The sequence below is a fragment of the Actinomycetes bacterium genome, assembly GCA_035489715.1.
Taxonomy (GTDB): domain Bacteria; phylum Actinomycetota; class Actinomycetes; order JACCUZ01; family JACCUZ01; genus DATHAP01.
The window spans coordinates 1-25,383 of the sequence record DATHAP010000075.1 but is presented as its reverse complement, the minus strand read 5'-3'; the positions used below and the strand labels follow the sequence as shown (position 1 = coordinate 25,383).

26 protein-coding genes and 1 pseudogene are annotated in these 25,383 nt (G+C 72.6%); 15 read left to right on the top strand and 12 right to left on the bottom strand.

The genetic code is table 11. The features are described 5' to 3' along the window. Window positions 1-10: 10 nt before the first annotated feature. On the bottom strand, window positions 11-1,210 hold the full coding sequence (gene nadA, locus VK640_06530; protein ID HTE72838.1) for a quinolinate synthase NadA: 1,200 nt from the start codon (window positions 1,208-1,210) through the stop codon (window positions 11-13). Between the two features lie 65 nt (window positions 1,211-1,275). Between nadA and lhgO the strand changes: the two genes are divergently transcribed. The 3 genes from lhgO (at window position 1,276) to VK640_06515 (ending at window position 4,236) form a co-directional block, all read left to right on the top strand. After that, window positions 1,276-2,499, top strand: a complete 1,224-nt coding sequence (gene lhgO / locus VK640_06525) for an L-2-hydroxyglutarate oxidase (protein HTE72837.1) — start codon at window positions 1,276-1,278, stop codon at window positions 2,497-2,499. A gap of 161 nt (window positions 2,500-2,660) precedes the next feature. Next, window positions 2,661-3,728: a glycerate kinase gene (locus tag VK640_06520; protein ID HTE72836.1), complete on the top strand. Its 1,068-nt coding sequence runs from the start codon at window positions 2,661-2,663 to the stop codon at window positions 3,726-3,728. A gap of 157 nt (window positions 3,729-3,885) precedes the next feature. Beyond that, the gene (locus VK640_06515) at window positions 3,886-4,236 is read left to right on the top strand and encodes an iron-sulfur cluster assembly accessory protein (protein HTE72835.1); all 351 of its coding nucleotides are present in this window, start codon (window positions 3,886-3,888) and stop codon (window positions 4,234-4,236) included. 75 nt (window positions 4,237-4,311) lie between these two features. On the opposite strand, the gene VK640_06510 is transcribed toward VK640_06515, so the two are convergent. Next, window positions 4,312-4,854 carry a hypothetical protein gene (locus VK640_06510; GenBank protein HTE72834.1) on the bottom strand — a complete coding sequence of 181 codons (543 nt, stop codon included), beginning with the start codon at window positions 4,852-4,854 and terminating at the stop codon, window positions 4,312-4,314. A 75-nt stretch (window positions 4,855-4,929) separates the two neighbouring features. Then, on the bottom strand, window positions 4,930-5,124 hold the full coding sequence (locus VK640_06505; protein HTE72833.1) for a hypothetical protein: 195 nt from the start codon (window positions 5,122-5,124) through the stop codon (window positions 4,930-4,932). Between the two features lie 98 nt (window positions 5,125-5,222). On the opposite strand from VK640_06505, the gene VK640_06500 reads away from it, so the two are divergent. Next, window positions 5,223-6,209, top strand: a complete 987-nt coding sequence (locus tag VK640_06500; GenBank protein ID HTE72832.1) for a carbohydrate kinase family protein — start codon at window positions 5,223-5,225, stop codon at window positions 6,207-6,209. A 7-nt stretch (window positions 6,210-6,216) separates the two neighbouring features. Further along, entirely contained in the window at window positions 6,217-6,948 is a 732-nt protein-coding gene (aat, locus tag VK640_06495; GenBank protein ID HTE72831.1) for a leucyl/phenylalanyl-tRNA--protein transferase, read from the top strand. Here the strand turns inward: aat and VK640_06490 are convergent. After that, window positions 6,929-8,361: pseudogene (locus tag VK640_06490) on the bottom strand (aminotransferase class V-fold PLP-dependent enzyme). The gene aat and the pseudogene VK640_06490 overlap by 20 nt on opposite strands. Window positions 8,362-8,490: 129 nt before the next feature. Here VK640_06490 and coxB point away from each other — a divergent pair. The 6 genes from coxB (at window position 8,491) to VK640_06460 (ending at window position 14,729) form a co-directional block, all read left to right on the top strand. After that, on the top strand, window positions 8,491-9,288 hold the full coding sequence (coxB, locus tag VK640_06485; protein HTE72830.1) for a cytochrome c oxidase subunit II: 798 nt from the start codon (window positions 8,491-8,493) through the stop codon (window positions 9,286-9,288). After that, the gene (gene ctaD / locus VK640_06480; GenBank protein HTE72829.1) at window positions 9,285-11,009 is read left to right on the top strand and encodes a cytochrome c oxidase subunit I; all 1,725 of its coding nucleotides are present in this window, start codon (window positions 9,285-9,287) and stop codon (window positions 11,007-11,009) included. Before coxB ends, ctaD begins: the two co-directional genes overlap by 4 nt. 52 nt (window positions 11,010-11,061) lie before the next feature. Continuing rightward, a complete protein-coding gene (locus VK640_06475) occupies window positions 11,062-11,457 on the top strand; it encodes a cytochrome c oxidase subunit 4 (GenBank protein HTE72828.1) in 396 nt (131 codons plus the stop codon). Window positions 11,458-11,635: 178 nt separating this feature from the next. Further along, window positions 11,636-12,835 carry an Ig-like domain-containing protein gene (locus VK640_06470; GenBank protein HTE72827.1) on the top strand — a complete coding sequence of 400 codons (1,200 nt, stop codon included), beginning with the start codon at window positions 11,636-11,638 and terminating at the stop codon, window positions 12,833-12,835. A 68-nt stretch (window positions 12,836-12,903) separates the two neighbouring features. Continuing rightward, window positions 12,904-14,283, top strand: a complete 1,380-nt coding sequence (locus VK640_06465) for a deoxyribodipyrimidine photo-lyase (GenBank protein HTE72826.1) — start codon at window positions 12,904-12,906, stop codon at window positions 14,281-14,283. Between the two features lie 155 nt (window positions 14,284-14,438). Next, complete coding sequence (locus VK640_06460; GenBank protein ID HTE72825.1) at window positions 14,439-14,729, top strand: hypothetical protein; 291 nt, start codon at window positions 14,439-14,441, stop codon at window positions 14,727-14,729. An 8-nt stretch (window positions 14,730-14,737) separates the two neighbouring features. On the opposite strand, the gene VK640_06455 is transcribed toward VK640_06460, so the two are convergent. Genes VK640_06455 through VK640_06435 form a run of 5 tightly spaced genes read right to left on the bottom strand, consistent with a single transcriptional unit; the run spans window position 14,738 to window position 20,561 of the window. Beyond that, on the bottom strand, window positions 14,738-16,306 hold the full coding sequence (locus VK640_06455; protein ID HTE72824.1) for an SDR family oxidoreductase: 1,569 nt from the start codon (window positions 16,304-16,306) through the stop codon (window positions 14,738-14,740). Further along, on the bottom strand, window positions 16,303-17,901 hold the full coding sequence (locus VK640_06450) for a ubiquinol-cytochrome c reductase cytochrome b subunit (protein ID HTE72823.1): 1,599 nt from the start codon (window positions 17,899-17,901) through the stop codon (window positions 16,303-16,305). Before VK640_06450 ends, VK640_06455 begins: the two co-directional genes overlap by 4 nt. 2 nt (window positions 17,902-17,903) lie before the next feature. Continuing rightward, a complete protein-coding gene (locus tag VK640_06445) occupies window positions 17,904-19,106 on the bottom strand; it encodes a Rieske 2Fe-2S domain-containing protein (GenBank protein HTE72822.1) in 1,203 nt (400 codons plus the stop codon). Between the two features lie 7 nt (window positions 19,107-19,113). After that, window positions 19,114-19,902, bottom strand: coding sequence for a cytochrome c (locus VK640_06440; GenBank protein HTE72821.1), 789 nt, complete (start codon window positions 19,900-19,902; stop codon window positions 19,114-19,116). 44 nt (window positions 19,903-19,946) lie between these two features. Continuing rightward, window positions 19,947-20,561: a heme-copper oxidase subunit III gene (locus VK640_06435; protein HTE72820.1), complete on the bottom strand. Its 615-nt coding sequence runs from the start codon at window positions 20,559-20,561 to the stop codon at window positions 19,947-19,949. 76 nt (window positions 20,562-20,637) lie between these two features. On the opposite strand from VK640_06435, the gene VK640_06430 reads away from it, so the two are divergent. Beyond that, on the top strand, window positions 20,638-21,591 hold the full coding sequence (locus VK640_06430) for a cytochrome c oxidase assembly protein (GenBank protein ID HTE72819.1): 954 nt from the start codon (window positions 20,638-20,640) through the stop codon (window positions 21,589-21,591). A gap of 44 nt (window positions 21,592-21,635) precedes the next feature. On the opposite strand, the gene VK640_06425 is transcribed toward VK640_06430, so the two are convergent. From VK640_06425 to VK640_06415, 3 genes are all read right to left on the bottom strand, one after another. Further along, on the bottom strand, window positions 21,636-22,064 hold the full coding sequence (locus tag VK640_06425; GenBank protein ID HTE72818.1) for a hypothetical protein: 429 nt from the start codon (window positions 22,062-22,064) through the stop codon (window positions 21,636-21,638). A gap of 131 nt (window positions 22,065-22,195) precedes the next feature. Further along, entirely contained in the window at window positions 22,196-22,507 is a 312-nt protein-coding gene (locus tag VK640_06420; protein HTE72817.1) for a hypothetical protein, read from the bottom strand. A gap of 234 nt (window positions 22,508-22,741) precedes the next feature. Beyond that, window positions 22,742-22,990 carry a hypothetical protein gene (locus VK640_06415; GenBank protein ID HTE72816.1) on the bottom strand — a complete coding sequence of 83 codons (249 nt, stop codon included), beginning with the start codon at window positions 22,988-22,990 and terminating at the stop codon, window positions 22,742-22,744. Between the two features lie 164 nt (window positions 22,991-23,154). Here VK640_06415 and VK640_06410 point away from each other — a divergent pair, with 164 nt between their 5' ends. From VK640_06410 to trpD, 3 genes are all read left to right on the top strand, one after another. Beyond that, a complete protein-coding gene (locus VK640_06410) occupies window positions 23,155-23,772 on the top strand; it encodes a fused MFS/spermidine synthase (GenBank protein ID HTE72815.1) in 618 nt (205 codons plus the stop codon). A gap of 70 nt (window positions 23,773-23,842) precedes the next feature. Next, complete coding sequence (locus VK640_06405; protein ID HTE72814.1) at window positions 23,843-24,238, top strand: hypothetical protein; 396 nt, start codon at window positions 23,843-23,845, stop codon at window positions 24,236-24,238. A 10-nt stretch (window positions 24,239-24,248) separates the two neighbouring features. Next, complete coding sequence (trpD, locus tag VK640_06400; GenBank protein HTE72813.1) at window positions 24,249-25,316, top strand: anthranilate phosphoribosyltransferase; 1,068 nt, start codon at window positions 24,249-24,251, stop codon at window positions 25,314-25,316. Window positions 25,317-25,383: the final 67 nt, after the last annotated feature.

Here is a 25,383-nt window from a genome sequence, read left to right as displayed (position 1 = left end):
GTCCTCCCGCTCAGTCCTTGCGCGCCTTGCTGCTCGGCAGCGCGAGCATCTGCTCCAGCGCGACCTTGGCCCAGTGGGCGGTGTCGTCGTCGACACGGATCCGGTTGACCACGCGCCCCTCGACGAGCGACTCGAGCGACCACACCAGGTGCGGCAGGTCGATGCGGTTCATCGTCGAGCAGAAGCACACGGTGCGGTCCAGGAAGACGACCTGCTTGTCGGTGTGCCGGGCGGCCAGCCGCTTGACCAGGTTGAGCTCGGTGCCCAGCGCCCACGCCGACCCGGCGGGCGCGGCCTCCAGGGTCTGGATGATGACCTCGGTCGACCCGACGTGGTCGGCAGCCGTCACGACCTCGTGCTTGCACTCGGGGTGCACGAGCACGTTGACGCCCGGGATCCGCTCGCGCACCTCGTGCACCGAGTCGAGGCTGAACCGCCCGTGCACCGAGCAGTGCCCGCGCCACAGGATCATCCGGGCGTCGCGCAGCTGCTGGGTGGTGAGCCCGCCCTGCGGCTTGTGCGGGTCCCAGAGCACGCAGTCGTCGGTCGACATGCCGAGCTGCAGGACCGCGGTGTTGCGGCCGAGGTGCTGGTCGGGGAGAAACAGCACCTTCTCGCCCTTGCCGAACGCCCACTCGAGCGACGCCTTGGCGTTGGACGACGTGCAGATCGTGCCGCCGTGGCGCCCGGTGAAGGCCTTGATGTCGGCCGAGGAGTTCATGTAGGACACCGGCACCACGCCGTCGGCGACACCGGCGGCGACCAGCGCGTCCCAGCAGTCCTCGACCTGGCTGGCCGCGGCCATGTCGGCCATCGAGCAGCCGGCCGCGAGGTCGGGCAGCACGACCTGCTGGTCGGCGGCGGTCAGGATGTCGGCCGACTCGGCCATGAAGTGCACGCCGCAGAACACGACGTAGTGCGACTCGGGCCGCGCCGCCGCCTGCTGCGCCAGCTTGAACGAGTCGCCGGTCACGTCGGCGAACTGGATGACCTCGTCGCGCTGGTAGTGGTGCCCGAGCACGAAGACCTGGTCGCCCAGCGCCGCCTTCGCCGCCCGCGCCCGCCCGACGAGGTCGGGGTCGCTCGGCGACGGCAGGTCACCGGGACACTCGACTCCGCGCTCGGTGCGCAGGTCAGGCTCGTTGCGCCCGATGAGCAGCCGCATGAGCGGCGAGGGCTCGACGCCCTCGGGGAGGTCGGTGACGGTCACCGGACGATTCTTTCACGCGCGCGGCTACTCCTCCCTGCCACGATGACCGGGTGACGACGGCGGGTATGCGCGGCCGCGCGACGGCGGTCGTCGGCGGGGGCATCCTCGGGCTCGCCGTCGCCCGCGAGGTGCTGCGCCGCGAGCCCGGCTCGACCGTCACCGTGCTCGAGGCGGCCGACCACCTCGGCGCCGGCCAGTCCGGGCACAACAGCGGTGTGGTGCACGCCGGCCTCTACTACGAGCCGGGGTCGCTGAAGGCCACGCTGTGCCGGCGCGGCATGGGGCTGCTGCGCGACTACTGCGCCGAGCACGGCGTCGCCTACCGCGAGCTCGGCAAGGTCGTCGTCGCCGCGACCCCCGACGAGGTGGCCGGACTCGACCGGATCGAGGAGCGGTCGCGGCGCAACGGGGTGCCGGGTCTCGCCCGGCTCGACCGGCGCGGCCTGACCGAAGTCGAGCCCTCGGTCGCCGGGGTCGCCGCCCTGCACTCGCCGCGCACCGCCGTCGTCGACTACGTCGCGGTGTGCCGTGCCCTCGCCGACGACGTGCGGGCGGCCGGGGGAGAGGTGCGGCTCGGCGCCCCGGTCACGGCGGTGCGGCCGACGGGTGACCGGGTGCACGTCGTGACCGGCGGACCCCGCGGGGCCCCGCTCGTGGTCGACCGGCTGGTCGCCTGCGCCGGCGTGCGCAGCGACCAGGTGGCCGCCCTGGTGGGCGTCCTGCGCGACGTACGGGCCGACGTGCGGATCGTGCCCTTCCGCGGCGAGTACCACCGGCTGGGGCCGGACGCGCGCGACCGGGTGCGCGGCCTCGTCTACCCGGTGCCGGACCCGCGCTACCCCTTCCTCGGCATCCACCTGACCCGCACCGTCGACGACGAGGTGCTGGTCGGGCCCAACGCCGTGCTGGCGCTGGCCCGCGACGGATACCGGTGGCGCGACGTGGACCTGCGTGACCTGCGCGAGGTGCTGTCCTGGCCCGGCACCCGCCGGCTCGCCGCGCGGCACTGGCGGACCGGTGCCCGCGAACTGGCCGGGTCGCTCTCGCGGCGGCGGTTCGCGGCCGCGGCGGCCCGCTACCTGCCGGGGCTCACGGCCCACGACCTGGTGCCGGCCAGGTCCGGGGTGCGGGCCCAGGCCGTCGCGCGGGACGGCGCGCTGGTCGACGACTTCGTCGTGCAGCGGGTCGGCCCGGTGGCCCTGCTGCGCAACGCGCCGTCACCGGGTGCGACCTCCAGCATGGCGATCGCCGAGCACGTGCTCGACCTGCTCGCCGACCCGGCTGCCTAGCCAGCCGACCGGCCCGCCCGCCCCCCAGATCGTTTGCGACGTACGCCCGGTCCGACACGCGTGCCGGCGGCGTGTCGGGGGCCCGACCGTCGCAAACGATCTCCGAGTGGCGGTCGTGCGCCTGGCCTCCGGCGGTCGCTCGGATGGGACATGATCCGGGCATGCGCGTGCTGGTGGCTCCCGACCGGTTCGACCGGTCCGAGCAGCCGGACGACGGCGCCCGGTCGCTGACCGCGGCCGAGGCGGCCGAGGCGCTGGCCGAGGGATGGGCGAGGAGTGCGCCGTACGACGTCGTGGACCGGCTGCCGCTCTCCGACGGCGGCCCGGGATTCCTCGACGTGCTGCACCCGGTCCTCGGCGGGGAGCTCGCGGTGGTGACGGTGCACGGGCCGCTCGGCGAACCGGTCCCGGCCCGGCTGCTGGTGGTCGACGGGACGGCCTACGTGGAGGCCGCGGAGGCGGTCGGGCTGCACCTGGTGGCGGCGGCCGAGCGCGACCCGGCCGGGTCGTCGACCGAGGGACTGGGTGAGCTGCTGGCCGCGGCGGTCGGCACCGGTGCCGCCCGCGTCGTCGTCGGTGTCGGCGGCACGGCCACCACCGACGGCGGGCGCGGCCTGGTCGACGCCCTCGACGGGCTCGACGCGGCCAGGGCGCTGGTGGGCCGGGTCGAGCTGGTCGCGGCGACCGCGACTGATGCGCCGCTGATGGGCCACTCCGGCGCGGCGCACGGGTTCGCCGGCGGCAAGGGGGCCGACCGCCCGACCCGGGAGGCGCTCGAGACCACGCTGCGCGAGTGGGCCACCGCCACCGACGGGGGGCTGGCGGTCCGGCCGGGGGCCGGCGCCGGCGGCGGCATCGGGTTCGGGCTGCTGCTGCTCGGTGCCGAGCGGGTCAACGGCACCGCCCTGGTCGCCGACCTCCTGGAGCTGGACGACCGGGTCCGCGAGGCCGACCTCGCGATGACCGGGCAGGCGCTCTTCGACTGGGAGGCGCTGCGCGGCCGGGTGGTCGTCGCGGTCGCCCGGGCGGCGCAGCGGGCCGGGCGGCCCACGGTCGTCCTGGCCCGGCGGGTCGAGGTCGGCCGCCGCGAGCTGTCGGCGGCCGGGATCGACGCGGCGTACGCCGTCGAGGACGGCCCGGCGCCCGACGAGCCGGGTGACGCTGCTCACACGCCGGAGGAGGCCCTGGCGGCGCTCGCCGCGCGGGTGGCGCGCACCTGGTCACGCTGAGCGACCCCGTGACCCCGACCGGGAAGCGTGGGGCGGTCGGGGCTGCCTGCCGATGGAGGGGCGCTGTGTCACCATGGAGGGGAACACCCCACGGGGCGAGGAAGTTCGCCCTGACGACCAGCTGTCCCCGCCCCGTCCGTCTCTTGGGAGCCCGTCCATGACCGTTCAGGACCAGACCACCGAGCAGGGCGTCCTCCTGACCGACGCCGCCGCGGTGAAGGTCAAGAACCTGCTCGACCAGGAGGGCCGCGACGACCTCCGCCTCCGCGTCGCCGTGCAGCCGGGTGGCTGCAGCGGCCTGCGCTACCAGCTCTTCTTCGACGAGCGCGCACTCGACGGCGACGTCCTCAAGGACTTCGGCGGCGTCGGCGTCGTCGTCGACCGGATGAGCGCGCCCTACCTCGGCGGCGCGACGATCGACTTCGTCGACACCATCGAGAAGCAGGGCTTCACGATCGACAATCCCAACGCCGGCGGGTCCTGCGCCTGCGGCGACTCGTTCCACTGACGCGCGCAGCCACTGACGTGCCCGAAGGGGCGGACCACCTACCGGTGGGCCGCCCCTTCGGCACGGTCCGGTGAGCTACCCGCCGTCGGGCTCGAGCAGGACGTCGCCGGTGGCGGCGTCGACGACCCGGCGGTCACCGAGCGGGCCGTCCAGGGGCACCGACCGCTCGTACTCCTGGGCCAGGTCGATGCACGGCCCGTCCCCCTTGCGCTCCTCGGCCAGGCTCAGCGCCACCTGCTGTACCGTCTCGTCGGCCCGGACGACATAGCCGTAACAGGTGTCGACGCCCCCGTAGAACGTCACCTCGACGGACCGGTCGCCCTCTCCGGCGCGGACGTCGGTGAAGCGGGACATCGGGTCCTCGGCCGCGGCGTTGGCGTCGCTGCCCGGCGAGCTGCCCGGCGATCTGCCCGGCGAGGTGCCCGGCACGCTGCTCCCCGCCGAAGGCGGTGCCATCCCGCCCTGCCCCGAGCGGTCGTCCGACGACCCGCCGCCCGCCCCTGCCGAGCCGGTGTCGACGTCGTTGTCCCGGCCGGCCAGGCCGATCATCGCTAGCACGACCACCAGCACGACGGCGGCCACCAGGGCGGGCAGGAGTCGGCGCGAGGAAGGGCTCACGCCAGGTGGGACGTCGGGCCGGGCGCGCTGGTTCCGGTGTCGCCGCGGTCGGCGTCAGCAGTGCCGGCGGGTCCGTCAGTCGCCGTACGACCCGAGGTCGCTCACCAGGCGCAGGGCCTGCACCGGGATCCGGACGGTCGGCCCGTGGGAGAGCGCGGCCATCGCCGTGGCGACCTCGTGCGCGTCGGCGACCAGGCCGTCCAGCGGCCCGCACGGCAACGGCACCCCGGTTTGCGCAGCCACCTGTGGGCGCGCGTCCAGTGCCGTCATGCCGCCACGGTAGGCACCACAGGAGCGCAGCGGAACGCTTACCGGCCGGTAGTCTTCTCGCGTCGCACGCCGACCCTCCGACGGGAGAACCCCCTCCGATGCGCATCGCCGTCACCGGATCGATCGCCACCGACCACCTGATGAACTTCGAGGGCCGCTTCAGCGAGTCCCTCGTGGTCGACCAGCTCGACAAGATCTCGCTGTCGTTCCTCGTCGACGACCTCGAGGTGCGCCGAGGGGGCATCGCCGCCAACATCGCCTTCGGGCTGGGCTGCCTCGGCCTCGACCCGATCCTCGTCGGCGCGGTGGGCCAGGACTTCGCCGACTACCGGTCCTGGCTGCAGCGCCACCGGGTCGACACCGGGTCCGTCCACGTCAGCGAGCTGCGTCACACCGCGCGGTTCGTCTGCACCACCGACAGCGACCACGCGCAGATCGCGTCGTTCTACGCCGGCGCCATGCAGGAGGCGCGCGAGATCGAGCTGACCCCGATCGCGGAGCGGGTCGGCGGCCTCGACCTGGTCGTCATCAGCGCCAACGACCCCGAGGCGATGCTGCGCCACACGGAGGAGTGCCGGCAGCGCGGCTACCCGTTTCTCGCCGACCCCAGCCAGCAGATCGCGTGGATGGACGGCACGGGCATCCGGCAGCTGATCGACGGCGCGACCTACCTCTTCACCAACGAGTACGAGGCCGCGCTCACCGAGCAGAAGACCGGGTGGAGCTGGGAGGAGATCCTCGAGCGGGTCGGCACCCGGGTCACGACGCTCGGACCGAAGGGCGTCCGGGTCGACCGCAAGGGCGAACCCTCGATCCAGGTCGAGTGCGCGCCCGAGGAGCGCAAGGCCGACCCGACCGGGGTCGGTGACGCGTTCCGGGCCGGCTTCCTGGCGGCGATCGCGTGGGGGCTCGACCACGTCCGGGCCTCCCAGGTGGGCAGCCTGCTGGCCACCTACGTCATCGAGACCGTCGGCACCCAGGAGTACGAGCTCGGCCAGGCCCGCTTCCTCGACCGGCTCGGCGCGGCGTACGGCCCGGACGCGGTGACCGACGTCGAGCCGCACCTGCGCTGCCCGCGTCCCTGACCCGCCGGTGACGCCGGTCGACCCCGGGCCGTCGCGCTGGCAGTTCGACCTGTCGGGCGCGACCGAGGCTGACGACTTCCTGGGCATCGGCGCCGACCTCGAGCCGGCGACCGTGCTCGCTGCCTACCGCGCCGGCGCCTTCCCGATGCCGGTGACCGGGCTCCGGCGCACCCGGCTGACCAGCTCGGTCGGCTGGTGGTCGCCGGACCCGCGTGGCGTGCTGCCGTTGGCCGGGCTGCGGGTCAGCAGGTCGCTTCGGCAATCGGTGCGGCGCTTCGAGCTGCGGGTCGACACCGCGTTCGACACCGTCATCACCGCGTGCGCCGACCCGTCGCGGGACGGCGGCTGGATCCGGCGTGACGTCAAGGCGGCCTACCTGCGGCTGCACGAGCTCGGCTGGGCGCACAGCGTCGAGGCCTGGTCGGTCGCGCCCGACGGCACCGAGCGGCTGTCCGGCGGTCTCTACGGGGTGTCGGTCGGTGGTCTCTTCGCCGGCGAGTCGATGTTCCACGGGCCGCTGCGCCAGGACCGCGACGCGTCCAAGGTCGCCCTCGTCGGGCTGGTCGAGCTGCTGCTCGCCGCAGGTGACGGTGCCGACCGGCTGCTCGACGTCCAGTGGGCGACCGAGCACCTGGTCAGCCTGGGCACTGTCGAGGTGCCGCGCTCGGACTACCTCGCGCTGCTGGGCCGCGCGCTCGAGCTGCCAGACCCGTTCGCCGTCAGCGGGTCGTCTCGGTGAGGCGGCGGACGACGTAGGTCTCGGGGACCGGCTCGCCCACGTACTCCTGCCCGCGCATCTCACACCATGCAGGTACGTCGTGGCGCGCCGCCTCGTCGTCGGCGAGCACCGCCACCACCCCGCCGACCGGCACCTCGCCGATCCGCCTCGCCAGCTCGATCACCGGCGTCGGGCACCGCATGCCCCGGGCGTCGATCGTCAGGTCGTACCTCACGCCGCCCCCACCGGTCGGCGACCCGCTTGCCTGGCCCGTCATCGGCCGCTCATCGCCGGTCACAGCCCGGTCGCCCCGCTCTGCGCCCGCAGCCGCCCGACCAGCCCCGGCAGCACCGCGAGGAACCGGTCGACGTCGGCCTCCGTCGTGCCGCGGCCGAGCGAGACCCGCACGTTGCCGTGGGTCAGCACCCCCATCGCAACCAGCACGTGGCTCGGCTGCAGGGTGCTCGCGGTGCACGACGACCCCGAGCTGACAGCGAACCCCTCGCGGTCGAGCTCGGTGACGACGGCCTCGCCGTCGACGTAGAGCAGGGAGAACGTCATCAGGTGCGGCAGCCTCGTCGTCGGGTGGCCGACGACCTGGGTGTCCGGCACCAGCCGCGGCACCTCGGCGCGCAGGCGGTCGACCAGCGCCGACAGCCTCGGCCCCTCGGTCGCCTCCTCCGCGCACACCGCCTCGAGGGCGGCCGCCGCGGCGACGACGGCCGGCACGTTCTCGAAGCCGGCGACCCGGCCCGCCTCCCGCTCGTCCTCGGGCAAGGGCGCCCGCCACCGCACGCCCTTGCGCACGGCGAGCACCCCGACACCGGCCGGCCCGCCCCACTTGTGCGCCGACGCGGCCAGCACCCCCCAGCCGGCAGGCACCGCGGCCCGCCCCACGGTCTGGGCCGCGTCCACCAGCAGGGGAGCGCCGCGCAGGAGCTCCGCGGCCTCGGCGACCGGCTGCACGGTGCCGACCTCGTGGTTCGCCGACTGCAGGGCGGCGACCACCGGGCGGTCCGTGGCCGAGCTCCTGTCGGCGTACGCCGTCAGGTCCACCAGACCGGTCCGGTCCACCGGGACCTCGGCAATCTCGGCACCCGACCGGCGGCGCGCGTGCGCCGCGGCGTGCAGGACCGCCGAGTGCTCGACGGCCCCGACCACCACCCGCGGCGGGTGCCCGCGGGCACCCGCGACCAGGCCCAGCAGGCCGAGGTGGACGGCCTGGGTGCCCGAGGCGGTGAAGGACGTCTCGTCCGGCCGGGCACCGATCCGGGCGGCCACCGACTCGCGTGCGGTGTCGAGCAGAAGCCGGGCCCGCCGGGCCTCCCGGTAGAGCCGCGCCGGGTCGGCCCAGCCCTGGTCCGCGGCGGCCAGCCAGGCGTCCCGGGCCGCCGGGTGCAGCCGCTCGCCGGAGGCGGCGTCGAAGTGGCCCACGGGCCCGACGGTAGCCCGCGCGGAACACCCCACCTTGCCGCGATCACCAAGGTCGTCTGGAGTAGGGTGCTGACGCGACCAGGCCGCCGGGTCCCCTGCCCCGGCTCGACATGCGGGAGAGGCGAAACGTTGCGTCCGTCCGGCACCACGGGACCCCGGCTGCGCCGGCGGTCGACCGGCAGGGTCGTCGCTCTCAGCGGCCTCGCCCTGCTCACCCTCACGGCCTGCTCCTCGGAGGAGCTGCCGACCTTCGCGATGCCCGCCCGTGACGCCACCAACCACGCGCCCACGATCCTCTCGCTGTGGCAGGGGTCGTGGGTCGCGGCCTGGGCCGTGGGCGCCTTGACGTGGGGGCTGATCCTGTGGCCGGTGATCGCCTTCCGGCGCAAGCGCGGCGAGACCGGTCTGCCGGCGCAGACCCGCTACAACCTTCCGGTCGAGGTGCTCTACACCGTGGTGCCGTTCATCGCGGTGGCGGTGTTCTTCTTCTTCACCGCTCGTGACGAGGACCGCATCCTCGAGACGTCAGCCAACCCCGACCACCGGATCACCGTCACCGGCATCCAGTGGTCGTGGCAGTTCACCTACACCTCCGACGGCGGGGCGCAGACGACCGGCACCCCCGGCAAGCCGCCCACCCTGGTGCTTCCGGAGGGCGAGAGCGTCCAGTTCCGCCTGCTGTCCGACGACGTCATCCACTCGTTCTGGGTGCCGGCGTTCCTGTTCAAGATGGACGTCATCCCCGGCCAGCCCAACACCTTCCAGCTGGTGCCGACCAAGATCGGCACGTTCGCGGGCAAGTGCGCCGAGCTGTGCGGGCAGGACCACGCGCGGATGCTGTTCAACGTCGACGTGGTCTCGCCCGACGAGTACGACCAGCGGATCGCCGAGCTCAAGGAACGCAACGACGCCGGGAGCGCCCAGTGACCCTCACCGCCCAGCCCCGTCCGGGCACCGGTGTCATCCGGCCGGCCCGCAAGGGCAGCACCGTGGTCAAGTGGATCACCAGCACCGACCACAAGACGATCGGCCACCTCTACCTGATCACGTCGTTCGTGTTCTTCCTCATCGGCGGCCTGATGGCCATGATGATGCGGGCCGAGCTGGCCAGACCGGGCAACCAGTTCTTCACCGGCGAGCAGTACAACCAGCTGTTCACCATGCACGGCACGATCATGCTGCTGCTCTTCGCGACGCCACTGTTCGTCGGCTTCGCCAACGTCATCATGCCGCTGCAGATCGGCTCGCCCGACGTGGCCTTCCCGCGGCTGAACATGGTGTCGTACTGGTTCTTCCTGTTCGGCGGGCTGATCGCGTCGGCCGGGTTCCTCACCCCTAGCGGTGCCGCGTCGTTCGGCTGGTACGCCTACGCCCCGCTCAACTCCGAGCTCTTCTCGCCGGGCCTGGGCAGCGACCTGTGGATCATGGGCCTCGCGCTCGCTGGCTTCGGCACGATTCTCGGGGCCGTCAACTTCATCACCACCATCTTCTGCATGCGCGCACCGGGCATGACGATGTTCCGGATGCCGATCTTCACCTGGAACATCCTGCTCACCAGCGTCCTGGTGCTGATGGCCTTCCCGGTCCTGGCGGCCGCGCTGCTCGCGCTCGAGGCCGACCGAAAATTCGGTGCGCACATCTTCGACCCGGCCAACGGCGGGCCGATCCTTTGGCAGCACCTGTTCTGGTTCTTCGGCCACCCCGAGGTCTACATCATCGCGCTGCCGTTCTTCGGCATCGTGTCCGAGGTGCTGCCGGTCTTCAGCCGCAAGCCGATCTTCGGCTACAAGGGCCTGGTCTTCGCGACCATCGCGATCGCCGGCCTCTCGGTCACGGTGTGGGCGCACCACATGTTCCCGACCGGGGCCGTGCTCCTGCCGTTCTTCTCCTTCATGACGTTCCTGATCGCCGTGCCGACCGGCGTGAAGTTCTTCAACTGGATCGGCACCATGTGGCGAGGGTCGCTGACCTTCGAGACACCGATGCTGTGGTCCATCGGCTTCCTCGTGACCTTCCTCTTCGGCGGCCTGACCGGCATGATCCTGGCCTCGCCGCCGCTGGACTTCCACGTCAACGACACCTACTTCGTCGTGGCCCACTTCCACTACGTGGTGTTCGGCACGGTCGTCTTCGCGATGAACGCCGGGTTCTACTTCTGGTGGCCCAAGATGACCGGCCGGATGCTCGACGAGCGGCTCGGCAAGATCCACTTCTGGACTCTGTTCATCGGCTTCCACATGACGTTCCTGATCCAGCACTGGCTGGGCGTGGCCGGCATGCCGCGTCGCTACGTCGACTACCTCGCGAGCGACGGTTTCACCGGCATGAACATGTTCTCGACGATCGGGTCGTTCCTGCTCGGCGCGTCGACGCTGCCCTTCCTGCTCAACGTCTGGCGCAGCTCCCACGGCCCGAAGGTCACCACCGACGACCCGTGGGGCTACGGCCGGTCGCTCGAGTGGGCCACCTCCTGCCCGCCGCCGCGGCACAACTTCGTCGAGCTGCCGCGGATCCGGTCCGAGTCTCCGGCGTTCGACCTGCACTACCCGCACGTCGCGGCGATGGACCAGCCCACGCCGGACAAGAACTTCCTCGACCAGGTGCTCGGTGAGCCCGATCTCGAGGGCGGACCGGGAGGCCGGGCATGAAGCACACCCCACCGGCTCACTCGCTGCGCTCGCGACTCGTCGGAGGCCGCGAATGAAGGTCGAGGGCTGGCTCTTCGCGGCCGGCTTCTTCTTCTTCGCGATCGCCGCGGTGATCTACGGGCTGCTCTCCGAGGAGCCGGTCGGCACGGTGGCCCTGGCGTTCACCGCCGGCCTGGCCTTCCTGGTCGGCTACTACCTGCTCTTCACCGCGCGCCGCATCGACCCGCGGCCCGAGGACTCCAAGACCGCCGAGATCGTGGACGGGGCCGGCGAGCTGGGCTTCTACAGCCCGCACAGCTGGTGGCCACTGGCGGTGGGGGGTGCCGCCGCCATCTCGTTCCTCGGCGTGGCGGTCGGCTGGTGGCTGTTCATCATCGGGGCCGGCGCCGGCGTTCTGGCCGTGATCGGCCTCGTGTTCGAGTACTACCGCGGCGAGCCGGCCGCCTGACCGCCCGTCAGTCGGGCCGAGCTCGGGCCTGACCTGGGGGAATGCCGATTCGTTATCCGGCCGGCCGGGCGTCAAGTGGACGATCGCCCGGGGGACGAGGGACACTGCTGGGGCGTTGTCTCCACCGCGGAGCGCGCTCAGGAGGGTACGTGTGCTCGGGGACCGGGGCGGGGCAGGCATGAACAACCGCAGGACGCTGGTCGGCGCCGCCGTGACGGCCGCCGCCGCGATGCTGCTCGTCTCGGGCTGCACCACCTCCGGCACCAACCCGTCGCCGGCCCAGGCCGCCGTCGAGTCGGCCAACGAGGCCCCGCCGGCGCCCAAGGCCGCCCTCGCCTTCACCCCCGAGTCCGCCTCGAGCGACATCGCCCCCGGCGAGCCGGTCACCGTCACGGCCACCGACGGCACCATCACCGAGGTCGTCCTGACCGACGACAAGGGCCGCACGATCGAGGGCGAGACCTCGGCTGACCAGCTCACCTGGACCTCCAGCGACCCGCTCAAGGTCTCCCGGCACTACCGGCTGACCGCCTCCGCGGTCGACGCCGACGGCCGGGTCACCGAGCGCTCCGGCTTCTTCGCCACCGTGACCCCACGCAAGGTGCTCGAGACCTCCATCTCGCCCCTCGACGGGCAGAACGTCGGCGTCGGCATGCCGATCATCGTGCGGTTCTCCGAGAAGGTCCGGAACCGGGCAGCCGTCGAGGAGGCCCTGCAGGTCACCTCGAGCAAGCCGATCGAGGGCGCCTGGAGCTGGGTCAGCAACGAAGAGGTCCACTACCGGCCCAAGGAGTTCTGGCCGGCGTACGACAAGATCAAGGTCGACGTGCACCTGCGCGGCGTCGACGCCGGGCGCGGCGTGTGGGGCATGGAGAACCGCACGGTGCGGTTCAGCACCGGCTCCTCAATGGTGAGCGTGATCGACGTCGACGCGCACACCCTGACCGTCTACCGCAACGGCGTGAAGGCGCGGGTCATCCCGGTGACCACCGGCAAGGCCGGCTTCCTCACCCGCAACGGCACCAAGGTCATCCTCGAGAAGCACACGCTCAAGATCATGGACGCCGCGACCATCGGCATCCAGCCGGGTGACCCGGAGTACTACCGCCTCGAGGTGCCCTACGCGATGCGCGTCACCTGGAGCGGAGAGTTCGTCCACTCCGCCCCGTGGTCGGTCGGCTCCCAGGGCAGCGTCAACGTCAGCCACGGCTGCGTCGGCATGGCCCCGTCCAACGCCATCTGGCTGTACAACCAGAGCACGGTCGGCGACGTGGTCAAGGTCGTCGGCTCGCCGCGCCAGCTGGAGCCCGGCAACGGCTACACCGACTGGAACGTCTCGTGGTCGGAGTGGCTCGAGGCCAGCGCCCTGCAGGGCTGACCGACCGAGCCGGACCTCACCGGCGGCACCGCGTGCATCCGCCTCCGCAGGGGGGCAGGAAGACCGACGTGCCGACGACCTCGATCGCCGTCCTGACCCGTGACCTGCGGGTCCACGACAGCCCCGTCCTGGGCCGGGCCGCCGGCAGCGCGGACCAGGTCGTGCCGCTCTTCGTCCTCGACACGGCGATCCTGCGCTCGGCCTACAACCGGGCCAACCGCGCGCACTTCCTGGCCGAGTCGCTGGCCGACCTGGACTCCTCGCTGCGCGAGCGGGGCGCCGGGCTCGTCGTGCGGCGGGGTCGCTGGGCGCTCGAGGTGGCGGGGCTGGCCCAGGAGACCGGCGCGCGGCAGGTGCACGTCGCGGCCGATGTGACGGCGTACGCCCGCAGGCGGCTCGACGACCTGGCCGCGCGGCTCCCCGACGACGTCGAGCTCGTCGTCCACGACGACGCGCTGCTGGTCGTGCCGCCCGGCGAGGTGGCGACGGCGGGCAAGGACCACATGTCGGTGTTCACGCCGTACTTCCGCAAGTGGGCGAAGACGCCGCTGCGCGCGCTGGAGCCGACGCCGCGCCACCTGACGATGCCGCGGATGGCCCGTGGCGACCTGCCCGGGCCGGCCGACATCGCCGGTGGTGAGCGGTCGCCGGACCTGATGGCCGGGGGCGAGACGGCCGGCCGCGAGCGCATGGACTGCTGGCTGCGCGACGGCATCGCCGCCTACGACGACGACCACGACGCCCTGGGCAACGACAACACGTCCCGGCTCTCGCCCTACCTGCACTTCGGGTGCGTCTCGCCGGTCGAGCTGGTGCGGAAGGCGAGGGAGCAGCGGTCGAGCGCCGCGGCGTCCTTCGTGCGGCAGGTGGCCTGGCGCGACTTCCACCACCAGGTGCTGGCCGCGCGGCCGGACGCGACGCGCGAGGACTACCGGCCCCGAGGTGACCGGTGGCACTCCGGCGGCGAGGAGCTGACCGCCTGGAAGGAGGGGCGCACGGGCTACCCGATCGTCGACGCCGGGATGCGCCAGCTGGCCCGTGAGGGCTGGATGCACAACCGGGCCCGGCTCATCACCGGGCACTTCCTCACCAAGACGCTCTACATCGACTGGCGGGAGGGGGCGCAGCACTTCGTCGACCTGCTGCTCGACGCCGACGTCGCCAACAACACGATGAACTGGCAGTGGGTCGCCGGCACCGGCACCGACAGCCGCTTCAACCGCACCTACAACGTCACCCTGCAGGCGCGCCGGCACGACCCGGCCGGCTCCTACGTCCGGCGCTACGTCGAGGAGCTGGCCGCCGTCGACGACGGCTACGTGCACGAGCCGTGGCTGCTGCCCGAGGAGCAGTTCCAGGCGCTGGGCTACCCGCCGCCCATCGTCGACCAGCTGGAGGCCAAGGAGCGCCTCAAGCAGGGCCGCCGCGCCATCCGACACCCCGCCTGAGCCTGGCCCCGTCTGGCTGCCCGTCGACCGCGCCAAGCAAGCCTTGGTGGGCGACTCGGGCTGCGGCCGGCCGGGCCGGTGCCCGCACGACGAGCGGCCGCCGCGGTGGTCCCTGCCGGTGCCGTACGGTGGGCACCCCGAGGCATGGAGCCCAGATGACGATGGTCAGCGCGGACGGTTGGCGCGTCGAGCGAGTGGTGCGCCAGGTGCCGGGACGGGGACCGTCGATGCGGCTGCGGGTCAGCTGGCGCGGCTACTGGCAGGCCGACTGCGAGAGCAGCGAGGAGGTCGCCCAGTACGTCGACATCAGCACGCTGGTGCCGTCGGTGACGCACCTCTACGAGCGGGCCTACCCGGTGACGCCGTGGAAGAAGGCGGCGGACCTGCTCGACGCCGAGATGGGCCGGGCGCTCGAGGCGACGGCGCCGCCCAGCACGCTCGGCTGACCCCCGAGTCAGGACGGGATGGTGGTGACCGGCTTGCCGCGTTCGAGCTGCTCGGCGGCGCGGGCGATGTTGCGGGCCATCCCGCCGAACACCACTCCGTGGAAGGGCGCCACCGTCCACCAGTACAGGTGCCCGAGCAGCCCGCGGGGATGGAAGAGGGCCCTCTGGACGTACGTCGTCGAGGAGCCCTGGCCGGCATCCTGCGACGAGCCCTGCGACGTGTCGCCCTGGATGCCGAGCTCCAGCCAGGCCAGGCCGGGCAGCCGCATCTCGGCGCGCAGCCGCAGCAGCCGGCCCTCGTCGCGTTCCTCGACCCGCCAGAAGTCGATCGTCTCGCCGACGTAGACCCGCTCGGCGTCGCGGCGGCCGCGGCGCAGCCCCACGCCACCCACCAGCCGGTCGGCAAGGCCGCGGACCCTCCAGGCGAGCGGGAAGGAGTACCACCCGCGGTCGCCGCCGATGCCTTCGAGGACCCGCCACAGCGACCCGGGGGAGGCCTGCACCTCGCGCCGCCGGACGTCCTCGTAGAGCGAGCCGCCGGCCCAGTCCGGGTCGGTTGGCAGCGGGTCACTCGGGGCGCCGGGCACCGAGGCGGACGACCACCGGGTGACCACCTCGGCGTCCTTGATGCGCTGCAGGGCCAGCTCGACGGCCCGGTCGAAGCCGAGCAGCCCCTCCGGCGGGTCGGGCACGTGGCGAGCGATCTCGTGCTCGTGCGCGATCACCTCGTTGCGCAGGGAGTCGACCAGCGGCTTCGCGATCGTCGAGGGCACCGGCGTGATCAGCCCGACCCAGTGCGAGGACAGGGTGGGGGTCAGCACCGGCACCGGCACGATGATGCGCCGGGACAGACCGGCGACGGCGGCGTACCGGTGCATCATCTGGCGGTAGGTGAGGACGTCCGGCCCGCCGATGTCGAACGAGCGGCTCACCTCCGCGGGGAGCGCAGCGGCACCGACCAGGTAGCGCAGCACGTCGCGGATGGCGATCGGCTGGATCCGGGTGTCGACCCAGCGCGGCGTGATCATCGCCGGCAGGCGCTCGGTGAGGTAGCGCAGCATCTCGAAGGACGCCGAGCCGGACCCGATGATGACCGCGGCCCGCAGCACCGCGGTGGGCACGCCCGACGCCAGGAGGGTCTCGCCGACCTCCAGTCGGGAGCGCAGGTGCGCGGAGAGCTCCTCGCCCTCGGGGGCCAGCCCGCCGAGGTAGACCAGCCGACCGACCGAGGCGGCCCGGGCGGCGTCGCCGAAGCGCCGGGCGTTCTCGCGGTCGGTCCGCTCGAAGCCCCGGGTGCCGAGGGCGTGGATCAGGTAGTACGCGACGTCGACCGCGTCGAGGGCGGCGACCAGCGACTGGGCGTCGGAGGCGTCCGCGCGCACCATCTCCACGTCACCGGCCCACGGCCGGTCCCGCAGGCTCTGCGGCTGCCGGGCCATCACCCGGACCCGGTAGCCGGCCGCGAGGAGCTCGGGCACCAGTCGCCCGCCGATGTAGCCGGAGGCACCGGTGACCAGGCAGAGCCGCGCGGGACCGCCGCTCGGGTCGGATCGGGACTGGCTGTGGGACTGGCTCAGTGCTGCCCGCGGCTCTCGAGCTCGTGCACGTCAGCGGGCGTCGGCGGCTCGACCCGGTCCTCGAAGTAGAACTTCGACACCTTGGCGCGCACCTTGGCCGCCAGGATCCTGCGGCGCGGAACCCCGTTGGCGTCGGTGAGGGGACCGATCTCGGCCGGCTGGCGCACGAGGTGCTGGGTGAGCTCCCACTTGCGCGCGTCGGGGATGGGCTCGTGCACCTCGATCATCTCGCCGTTGGGCAGCCGCACGATGCGGCCGGTCTCCCGGCCGTGCAGCACCAGGTCGCGGTCACGACGCTGCAGGCCGAGGCAGATGCGCTTGGTGACGACGTAGGCCAGCGGCGGCACGATGAAGATGAGCACCCGGAAGCCCCACGTGATCGTGTTGATCGACATGTGGAACGCGACCGCGATCAGGTCGTTGGCGCCGGCGGCCAGCAGCATCAGCCAGGTCACCAGGGCCATCACGCCGAGCCCGGTGCGGGTCGGCACGTTGCGCGGCCGGTCGAGCACGTGGTGCTCGGCGTTGTCGCCGGTCACCCAGCGTTCGATGAACGGGTAGAGGATCATCGGTGTGAAGAGCAGGCCCGGGATGATCAGCGCCGGGCCGAGGACGTTCCAGGAGACCGTGTAGCCCCACAGGCTGGTCTCCCAGTTGGGGAACAGCCGCAGCGACCCCTCGAGGAAGCCCATGTACCAGTCCGGTTGGGAGCCGGCCGAGATCTCGCCCGGGTTGTAGGGCCCGAAGAGCCAGACCGGGTTGATCGACGCGAAGGCTGACAGCAGCGTCGTCACACCGAAGGTGATGAAGAAGAAGCCACCGGCCTTGGCCGTGTAGACCGGGAAGAACGGATAGCCCACCGCATTCTTCTCGGTGCGCCCCGGGAACGGGTACTGCGTGTGCTTCTGGTACCAGACCAGCATCACGTGGACGGTGATCAGCGCCAGGAAGATGCCGGGGATCAGCAGCACGTGGGCGATGTAGAGCCGCGGGATGATGTCCTCGCCGGGGAACTCGCCGCCGAAGAGGAAGAACGAGAGGTACGTCCCCACGACCGGCAGGGAGAGAAGCACCCCTTCGGTGATCCGCAGCCCGGTGCCCGAGAGCAGGTCGTCGGGCAGCGAGTAGCCGGCCAGGCCCTCGATGAAGCTGAGCATGATCAGGATGGACCCGATCAGCCAGTTGGTCTCACGGGGCTTGCGGAAGGCACCGGTGAAGAACACCCGGCACATGTGCACGACCATGGCAGCGACGAAGATCAGCGCCGCCCAGTGGTGGATCTGGCGGATGATTAGGCCGCCTCGGACGTCGAACGAGATGTGCAGCGTCGACGCGTAGGCCTCGGACATCGGGAGGCCGCGCAGCGGGACGTACGACCCGTCGTAGATGACCTCCATCTGGCTCGGCTTGAACCAGAGCGTGAGGAAGGTGCCGGTCAGCAGCAGGATGATGAAGCTGTACAGGGCGATCTCGCCCAGCAGGAAGGACCAGTGGTCCGGGAAGACCTTGCGCGCGCTGCGCTTGACGAAGTTCGCCGAGCCGAATCGCTCGTCGATCTCGTTGGCGGTCTTGCCGGCGATCTGCTCGAGCGCCATGCCTACCCTCGCTCCCAGTAGCTCGGTCCGACGGGCTCCTGGAAGTCCTCACGCGCGACCAGGTAGCCCTCTTCGTCCACGTCCAACGGCAGCTGGGGCAGGGGTCGGGCTGCCGGGCCGAAGATCACTGCGCAGTCCCGCGTCACGTCGTAGGTCGACTGGTGGCACGGGCAGAGCAGGTGGTGCGTCTGCTGCTCGTATAGGCCGACAGGGCAGCCGACGTGCGTGCAGATCTTGCTGTAGGCCACGATGCCGTCCACGGACCAGTCGAGCTGCTTCTGGACCTGGATCTCGTCTGGCTCGAGCCGGATCACCAGGGTGGCGGACTTGGCCCGCTCGTTGATCGGGTGGGAGGCATTCTCGACGCCCTCGGGCTGGACGTGGATGACCGTCCCGATGGGGATCTCAGCAGCCTTGATCGGGCGACCGGTCGGGTCGGTGACCACCCGGCGCCCGGCCTTCCACCACGTGCCGGTGAGCGAGGCGGCGGGCAGCGGCCCGAGGTCGCGCAGCGGGATGATCGCGAGCAGCCCCAGCGGAGCCATGGCGCCGAGCAGGCTGTTGCGGATCAGCTTCCGTCGGCCCAGACCCGCTCCCGCCGCGCCCTCCTTCATCGCCTCGACGGCCGCGGCGCGGTCCTCCTCGCTGGAGCGCATCGGCTTGCGGTCCTGCACGATCTCGTCGTCGGGCATCAGTGTCTTGGCCCAGTGGATGGCGCCGGCGCCGATGCAGAACAGAGCAAGGCCGAGACCCAGACCGAGGAGCTTGGTCGACAGGCTGACCTCTTCGAGGATGTCCTCCCCGCCGGGCCTGATCGCGAAGTACGCGACGATGAAGAGCAGCGTGCCCAGCGTGGAGACGCCGAAGAAGGTGGCCACCTCGCGCTCCCGGCGCTGCGCGGCCTTCTGGTCGACGTCCGAGCGCCGGTAGACGTGCGACGGAAGCCCCGGGTTGTTCCAGGTCCGGGTCAGCTCGCCGTCGTGGCCGGCTCGCTCGACCAGGCGACCGCCTTCGGCCCCGGCCCCGGGCGCGCCGGAGCCCTCGTCGCCCACCAGGGCGTCGTGGGAGGTGCCGGATGCCTGCACGTCACCACTACCGGTGACGCCCTCCGCCTGGATGCGGTCGCCGGTGCCGGAGGCGGTGCCGGTGCCGGCATCCGCCTCGGTGCGGGCGCCGCTCGGCCCTGAGTGCTGCTGGTCGCTCATAGTCCCCTCACCGCGCCTTCGCGCCGAGCCAGACAGCGCACCCGATCAGGCCGCCGATGCCGACCAGCCAGCCGACGCCGCCCTCCGTCACCGGGCCGAGCTTGCCCAGCGTGGCGCCGCCGGGGGACGGCTCGTCCTCGGTTGTCTTGAGGAAGGCGATGATGTCGCGCTTGTCCTCGGGGGTCATCGTGTGGTCGCCGAACACCGGCATCGACTGCGGGCCGGTCAGCATGGCCTCGTAGATGTGCCGGGGATTGACGCCCCGCAGCGAGGGGGCGTACTTGCCCTCCGTGAGCGCCCCGCCTGACCCCGCGTAGTTGTGGCACATCGAGCAGTTGGTGCGGTAGATCTCGCCGCCACGCGCGGGGTCGGCGTCGGACAGGTCGAGCTCCGACTCGTCCGGGATCGCCGGGCCGGGGCCGAGCGAGGCCACGTAGGCAGCCAGGTCGGCGATCTGCTGGGCGGTGAACTGGGACCGCTTCTCCTCGACCTGGGCGCCGAGCTGCGCGGCGGGCATCCGGCCGGTGGAGACCTGGAAGTCGACCGACGCCGCCCCGACGCCGACCAGGCTCGGCCCGTCCGAGCCGCCCTCGGCGTTGAGCCCGTGGCAGCTCGAGCAGTTCTTGAGGAACAGCTCCCGGCCGGCGTCGACGGACCCGCTCGGCAGGCCGTTGGAGGCCTCGGCCTGCGGGGTGGGCGCGAAGGCCGTGTAGGCCCCGCCCATCGCCGCCAGGGCCAGCAGCAGCAGGAGGGTCGGCGCGAGGCGGTGCCGACGGCGGCGGGACAGGGCGCCCAGCAGGACCGCCGGACCGCCCGGTCGAGGTCGTGTCACGTGCTCGCTCACTTGATCAGGTAGATGGTCGCGAAGAGGCCGATCCAGACCACGTCGACGAAGTGCCAGTAGTAGGAGACCACGATCGCGCTGGTGGCCTGCCCGTGCGAGAAGCGCCTGGCGCTGAACGTGCGGCCGAGGACGAGCAGGAAGGCGATCAGGCCGCCGGTGACGTGCAGGCCGTGGAAGCCGGTGGTCAGGTAGAAGACCGAGCCGTAGGGGTTGGACGCCAGGGTCAGGCCGTCCGTCGAGACCAGCGTCGAGTACTCGTAGACCTGGCCGCCGATGAAGAACGAGCCCATCAGGAACGTGATCACGAACCACAGCCGGAGCCGGACCACGTCGCCCTTCTCCGCCGCGAAGACGCCCAGCTGGCAGGTGACCGACGACAGCACCAGGACGGTGGTGTTGACGGTGGAGAAGGGGATGTTGAGCAGCTCCGGCTCGGTCTCCCACAGCTCGGGGCTGACCGACCGGACCGTGAAGTACATCGCGAACAGCGCCGCGAAGAACATCAGCTCCGAGCTCAGCCAGACGATCGTGCCGACGGAGGTGGTGTCCGGACGGCTCGCCGGGACGTGAGACCGAGCCTGCTGCGCTGCTGCTGTCGCCACGTCGCGCATTATTGCTGCCCCAGGGCGTGGTCGGCACCCCCGACCCCCCGATCATGTGCGGTCTTTCCGGCCGTACGCTCGGATCGTGCCCGCCGGAGTGCTCATGGCCCCGCTCACCGGGGCGGTGCTGGCGCACGTCGGGAGCCGTCAGGAGCCGCTCCCGCTCACGCCCGCGCGCCTGCTCACCGAGTGGGAGCCGAGCCTGCTGCCGCTGGCCGGTGCCCTGGCGGCCGGGGGGCTCTACCTGTGGGGCGTGCACCGCCTGCGGGCCCGCGGGGACCGTTGGTCGCGCTGGCGGACGGTCTTGTTCGTCGGGCTGGGTCTGGGGACGTTCCTCGGCGCGACGACGTCCGGGCTGGCCGTCTACGACACCACGCTGCTCTGGGTGCACATGGTCCAGCACATGGTCCTGGGCATGATCGTCCCGATCTTCCTGGCGCTGGGTGCCCCGATCACGCTCGCATTGCGCACGCTGCCCCGCCGGGGCCGGCAGAGGCTGCAGTCGGTGCTGCACAGCCGGGTGGCCAAGGTGCTGACCTTCCCGGTCGTGGCCGGGTTCCTCTTCGTGGTCAACCCGTTCGTGCTCTACCTGACCGGCTGGTACGAGGCCACCCTGCGCCACGAGTGGCTGCACGAGCTCAACCACGTCCACTTCGTGCTCATCGGCTGCCTGTGGTTCTGGACGATCCTCGGGGTCGACCCGATGCCCTACCGGGTCCCCTACCCCCTGCGGCTGGTCGCGGTGTTCGCGACGATGCCGTTCCACGCCTTCCTGGGCATCACGATCATGGGCTCGTCCACGCTGATCGCCCGCGACTGGTACGCCGCGCTCGGCCGCACCTGGGGACCCACGCTCGAGCGCGACCAGGAGATCGCCGGCGGGCTGCTCTGGGCCAGCGGCGACCTGGTGGCGCTGCTCGTGCTGGGCGCGCTGTTCGTCCAGTGGTCGCAGGCCTCCGAGCGCGAAGCCGTCCGCGAGGACCGGCGGCTGGACCGCCTCGATGCCGAACGCGAGGCCACCCGCTCAACTGTGCGTTGACACACCGGCCCGTCGGCGTGTCCGGTGTGTCGGCGCACAGTGGGTCACGGGTGGTCGGCCAGGCTGACCGGGTGGTGCTCCTCTTCGGTGCCGCGTCCTTCCTGGGCGCGGCGCTGCTGTTCCTCGTCGAGCCGATGCTCGCCAAGCTCGTCCTGCCGGCCTATGGCGGCTCGCCGACGGTCTGGAACACCTGCACCCTCTTCTTCCAGGTGCTGCTGCTCGTCGCCTACTCCTACGTCCACGTCTCGACCCGCCGGCTGGGCCGCCGTCGGCAGCCCTGGCTGCACCTGGCGCTGCTGGTCCTGCCGCTGGTCGCGCTGCCGGTGGGCCTGCCCGACGACGCCGCCCCGCCGCCCGACGCCGAGCCGGCCCTGTGGCTGCTGGGCGTGCTCGCGGTGGCGGCCGGCCTGCCGTTCGTCGTGCTGGCGACCACCGGGCCGCTGTTGCAGCGGTGGTTCTCGTGGACCGGCCACCGGCGCTCCGAGGACCCCTACTTCCTGTACGCCGCCAGCAACGCGGGCAGCGTGGTCGGCCTCCTCGGCTACCCGTTCCTCGTCGAGCCGACGGTCGGTCTGGCCGCGCAGACCCGGGCCTGGTCGTGGGCCTACGTCGGCTTCGTGGCGCTGGTGGTGGCGTGCGGCGTCACGGCCGGGGCCGCCGCGCGACGTACGTCCGCAGGAGGACTCACCGGCGCGCCCGGGACCGTCCCGGCCGGTACGTCGTCAGCCGACCCGGCCGGTACGTCGTCAGCCGACCCGGCCGCCCCGGTAGGCAGCGAGCCTGCGCCCACCTTGCGCACCCGACTCGGCTGGGTCGCCCTGGCCTTCGTGCCGTCGAGCCTGATGCTGGGGGTGACGACGCACGTCTCGACCGACATCGCGGCGATCCCGCTGTTCTGGACGGTGCCGCTCGCCATCTACCTGGCGACCTTCGTCGTCGCCTTCGGCCGGAGCAGCCGGCGCCTGCCGCGTACGACTGCGCTGCTCGCGGCCGCGCTCGTGCTCCCGGTGATGCTCGCGCTGGTCGGGGTGATCGACCCGCCGGTCTGGGCGTCGGTGCTGCTCGACCTGCTGCTGCTCGCCCTGGCCGGGCTTGCCGCGCACGGGCGGCTGGCAGCGACCCGGCCGGACGTGGAGCACCTGACCGGCTTCTACCTGCTCGTGTCGGTGGGCGGCGCGCTCGGCGGCCTGCTCAACGGGTTGCTCGCGCCGGCGTTGCTGGACCGGCCGTGGGAGTACCCGATGGTCGTGGCGATGGTGCCTGCGCTGGCGCTGGGCATGGGCGGGCCGGCGGTCGCGGGGAGCGGGCTGGTCCGGCGGGTCGCGCGGGAGCCGCTGGCGGTGATGTCGGTGCTGCTGCTGGCGACGTACGTCTTCACCGAGCTGGTCGACGACGCCACGGTGCGACGGGAGCGGACCTTCTTCGGCAGCTACCGGGTCATCGACACCCCGGAGCGGCGGCTGCTGGCGCACGGGACGACGTACCACGGGTGGCAGCAGAAGCGGCACCTGGGTCGGCCAGCCGACGTCGTACTACGCGCGGTCGGGGCCGATCGGCAACGTCATGTCGGCCTACGACGGCACGGCGCTGCTCGACCGGGTGGCGTTCGTCGGGATGGGGGTCGGGACGCTGGCGGCCTACGGCGAGCCGGGCCGGCGGATGGACTTCTACGAGATCGACCCCGCGGTGGTCGACATCGCGCGCACCGACTTCGACTTCCTGCGCGACGCCGAGGGCGAGGTGCGCGTGGTCGAGGGGGACGGCCGGCTGCAGCTGCGGGAGGCCGGCCAGGGGACGTACGGCCTGGTGGTGCTCGACGCCTTCTCCTCCGACGCGATCCCGGTCCACCTGCTGACCGAGGAGGCGGTGGGGGAGTACCGGCGGGTCCTGCGGCCGCACGGGCTGCTGGCCTTCCACGTGACCAACCGCCACCTCGACCTGGTGCCGGTGCTGGCCGCCGAGGCGCAGCGGCTAGGGATGACCGCCGTGGTCCGCCGCGACCTGGGGGCGGCGCCGCCCGCGTCGGTCTCGACCTGGGTGGTGCTGGCCCGGGCGCCGGGCGACCTCGCGCGGCTGCGGACCCGGCCCGGCTGGGTCGAGGCCGAGAACAGGTCCGACGTGCGGGCCTGGACCGACGACTACTCGTCGCTGGTGGAGGTCCTCGACCTCGGCTGGGAGTGACTCGGCTGGGAGCGGCCGGCGCCGCGCCGATAGCATCAGGGCCGTGAGCGACGACCCGAAGCAGCCGACGATGACCGTCCTGCTCTACAGCGACGACGTCGACACCCGGGAGCGGGTGAAGCTCGCCATCGGCCGCCGGCCGGCCGCCGACGTGCCGCTGGTCGAGTGGCTCGAGTGCGCCACCGGCCCGGGCGTCATCGCCGCGCTGGACAAGGGCGGCGTCGGCGTCGCGATCCTGGACGGAGAGGCGGCTCCCACCGGGGGCATGGGCATCGCCCGGCAGGCCAAGGACGAGATCTGGCAGTGCCCGCCCATCCTGGTGCTGACCGGCCGCCCGCACGACAGCTGGCTGGCCGCCTGGTCGCGCGCCGAGGCCGCGGTGCCACATCCGCTCGACCCGTTCGTCCTCTCCCGCACGGTCGCCGACCTCATGCGCCGTCGGCAGGCCGCGCTCACCACCGGCTAGGCGGGCACCCGTGCCCGACGACCCGTCGAGCGGTCCGACCGCGCCGTCGTGGCCAGCGCTGCTGACCCGGCTGCTGCGCGGCGAGGACCTGGCCGCCGCCGAGACCACCTGGGCGATGCAGCAGGTCATGCTCGGCGACGCGACCCCCGTGCAGGTCGCCGGGTTCGTGGTCGCGCTGCGGGCCAAGGGCGAGTCGCCCGACGAGGTCACCGGCATGTCCGCGGCCATGCTCGGGCTGGCCGAGCGGATCCAGGTCGCGGGCCCGGCGGTCGACACCTGCGGCACCGGCGGTGACCGGGCGCACACGGTCAACATCTCCACCATGTCGGCGATGGTCGTGGCCGGCAGCGGTGCCCGCGTCGTCAAGCACGGCAACCGCGCCGCGTCCTCGGCATGCGGCTCGGCCGACTTGCTGGAGGAGCTCGGGGTGGTCATCGACCTGGCCCCGGACCAGGTCGTCGAGTGCGTCGACCAGGCGGGCATCGCGTTCTGCTTCGCGCCGCAGTTCCACCCGGCGCTGCGGCACGCGGCCGTCGCCCGTCGGGAGCTCGGGGTCGCGACGATCTTCAACTTCCTCGGCCCGCTGGCCAACCCGGCCCAGCCCGCCGCTCAGGCGGTGGGCGTCGCCGACCCGCGGATGGCCGGGGTCATGGCCCAGGTGCTCGCCGACCGGGGCGTCAGCGCGCTGGTCTTCCGCGGGGAGGACGGCCTCGACGAGCTGACCCCCTGCGCCGAGTCGCAGGTTTGGGTGGTGCGCGACGGCGTGGTGACCGAGGACCGGGTCAGCCCGGAGGACGTCGGTCTGGAGCGGGCCTCGCTCGACGCGCTGCGCGGCGGCGACGCGGCCTTCAACGCCGAGGTGACCCGGGGGTTCCTCGCCGGCGAGGGCGGGCCGGTGCGCGACGCGGTGCTGCTCAACGCGGCCGCAGCCCTGGTGGCCGTGTCGCCAGGCGACGGCCCGCTGGCCGGTCAGCTCACCGAGGCCATGGGCCGGGCCGCCGAGGCGGTCGACAGCGGTGCCGCGGCGCGCGCGCTGGCCGGGTGGGTCGAGACCAGCCGGTCGCTGGCGACCGGCTGAGCGACGTACCGCCGTCTGCCCGACCCATCCCACCCCGCCGACTGGTGAGTTCCCGGGGCGAAATGTC

What these genes read in the sequence shown, in the direction of transcription:
- lhgO (HTE72837.1), top strand. Translation starts at nt 1,276, where the DNA reads ATGCGCGGCCGCGCGACGGCGGTCGTCGGCGGGGGCATCCTCGGGCTC.
- VK640_06520 (HTE72836.1), top strand. Translation starts at nt 2,661, where the DNA reads ATGCGCGTGCTGGTGGCTCCCGACCGGTTCGACCGGTCCGAGCAGCCG.
- VK640_06515 (HTE72835.1), top strand. Translation starts at nt 3,886, where the DNA reads ATGACCGTTCAGGACCAGACCACCGAGCAGGGCGTCCTCCTGACCGAC.
- VK640_06505 (HTE72833.1), bottom strand. Translation starts at nt 5,124, where the DNA reads ATGACGGCACTGGACGCGCGCCCACAGGTGGCTGCGCAAACCGGGGTG.
- VK640_06500 (HTE72832.1), top strand. Translation starts at nt 5,223, where the DNA reads ATGCGCATCGCCGTCACCGGATCGATCGCCACCGACCACCTGATGAAC.
- VK640_06475 (HTE72828.1), top strand. Translation starts at nt 11,062, where the DNA reads ATGAAGGTCGAGGGCTGGCTCTTCGCGGCCGGCTTCTTCTTCTTCGCG.
- VK640_06470 (HTE72827.1), top strand. Translation starts at nt 11,636, where the DNA reads ATGAACAACCGCAGGACGCTGGTCGGCGCCGCCGTGACGGCCGCCGCC.
- VK640_06460 (HTE72825.1), top strand. Translation starts at nt 14,439, where the DNA reads ATGACGATGGTCAGCGCGGACGGTTGGCGCGTCGAGCGAGTGGTGCGC.
- VK640_06450 (HTE72823.1), bottom strand. Translation starts at nt 17,901, where the DNA reads ATGGCGCTCGAGCAGATCGCCGGCAAGACCGCCAACGAGATCGACGAG.
- VK640_06445 (HTE72822.1), bottom strand. Translation starts at nt 19,106, where the DNA reads ATGAGCGACCAGCAGCACTCAGGGCCGAGCGGCGCCCGCACCGAGGCG.
- VK640_06435 (HTE72820.1), bottom strand. Translation starts at nt 20,561, where the DNA reads ATGCGCGACGTGGCGACAGCAGCAGCGCAGCAGGCTCGGTCTCACGTC.
- VK640_06420 (HTE72817.1), bottom strand. Translation starts at nt 22,507, where the DNA reads ATGGCGAGCGGCACCGTCCAGAACAGCGGGATCGCCGCGATGTCGGTC.
- VK640_06410 (HTE72815.1), top strand. Translation starts at nt 23,155, where the DNA reads ATGTCGGCCTACGACGGCACGGCGCTGCTCGACCGGGTGGCGTTCGTC.
- VK640_06405 (HTE72814.1), top strand. Translation starts at nt 23,843, where the DNA reads ATGACCGTCCTGCTCTACAGCGACGACGTCGACACCCGGGAGCGGGTG.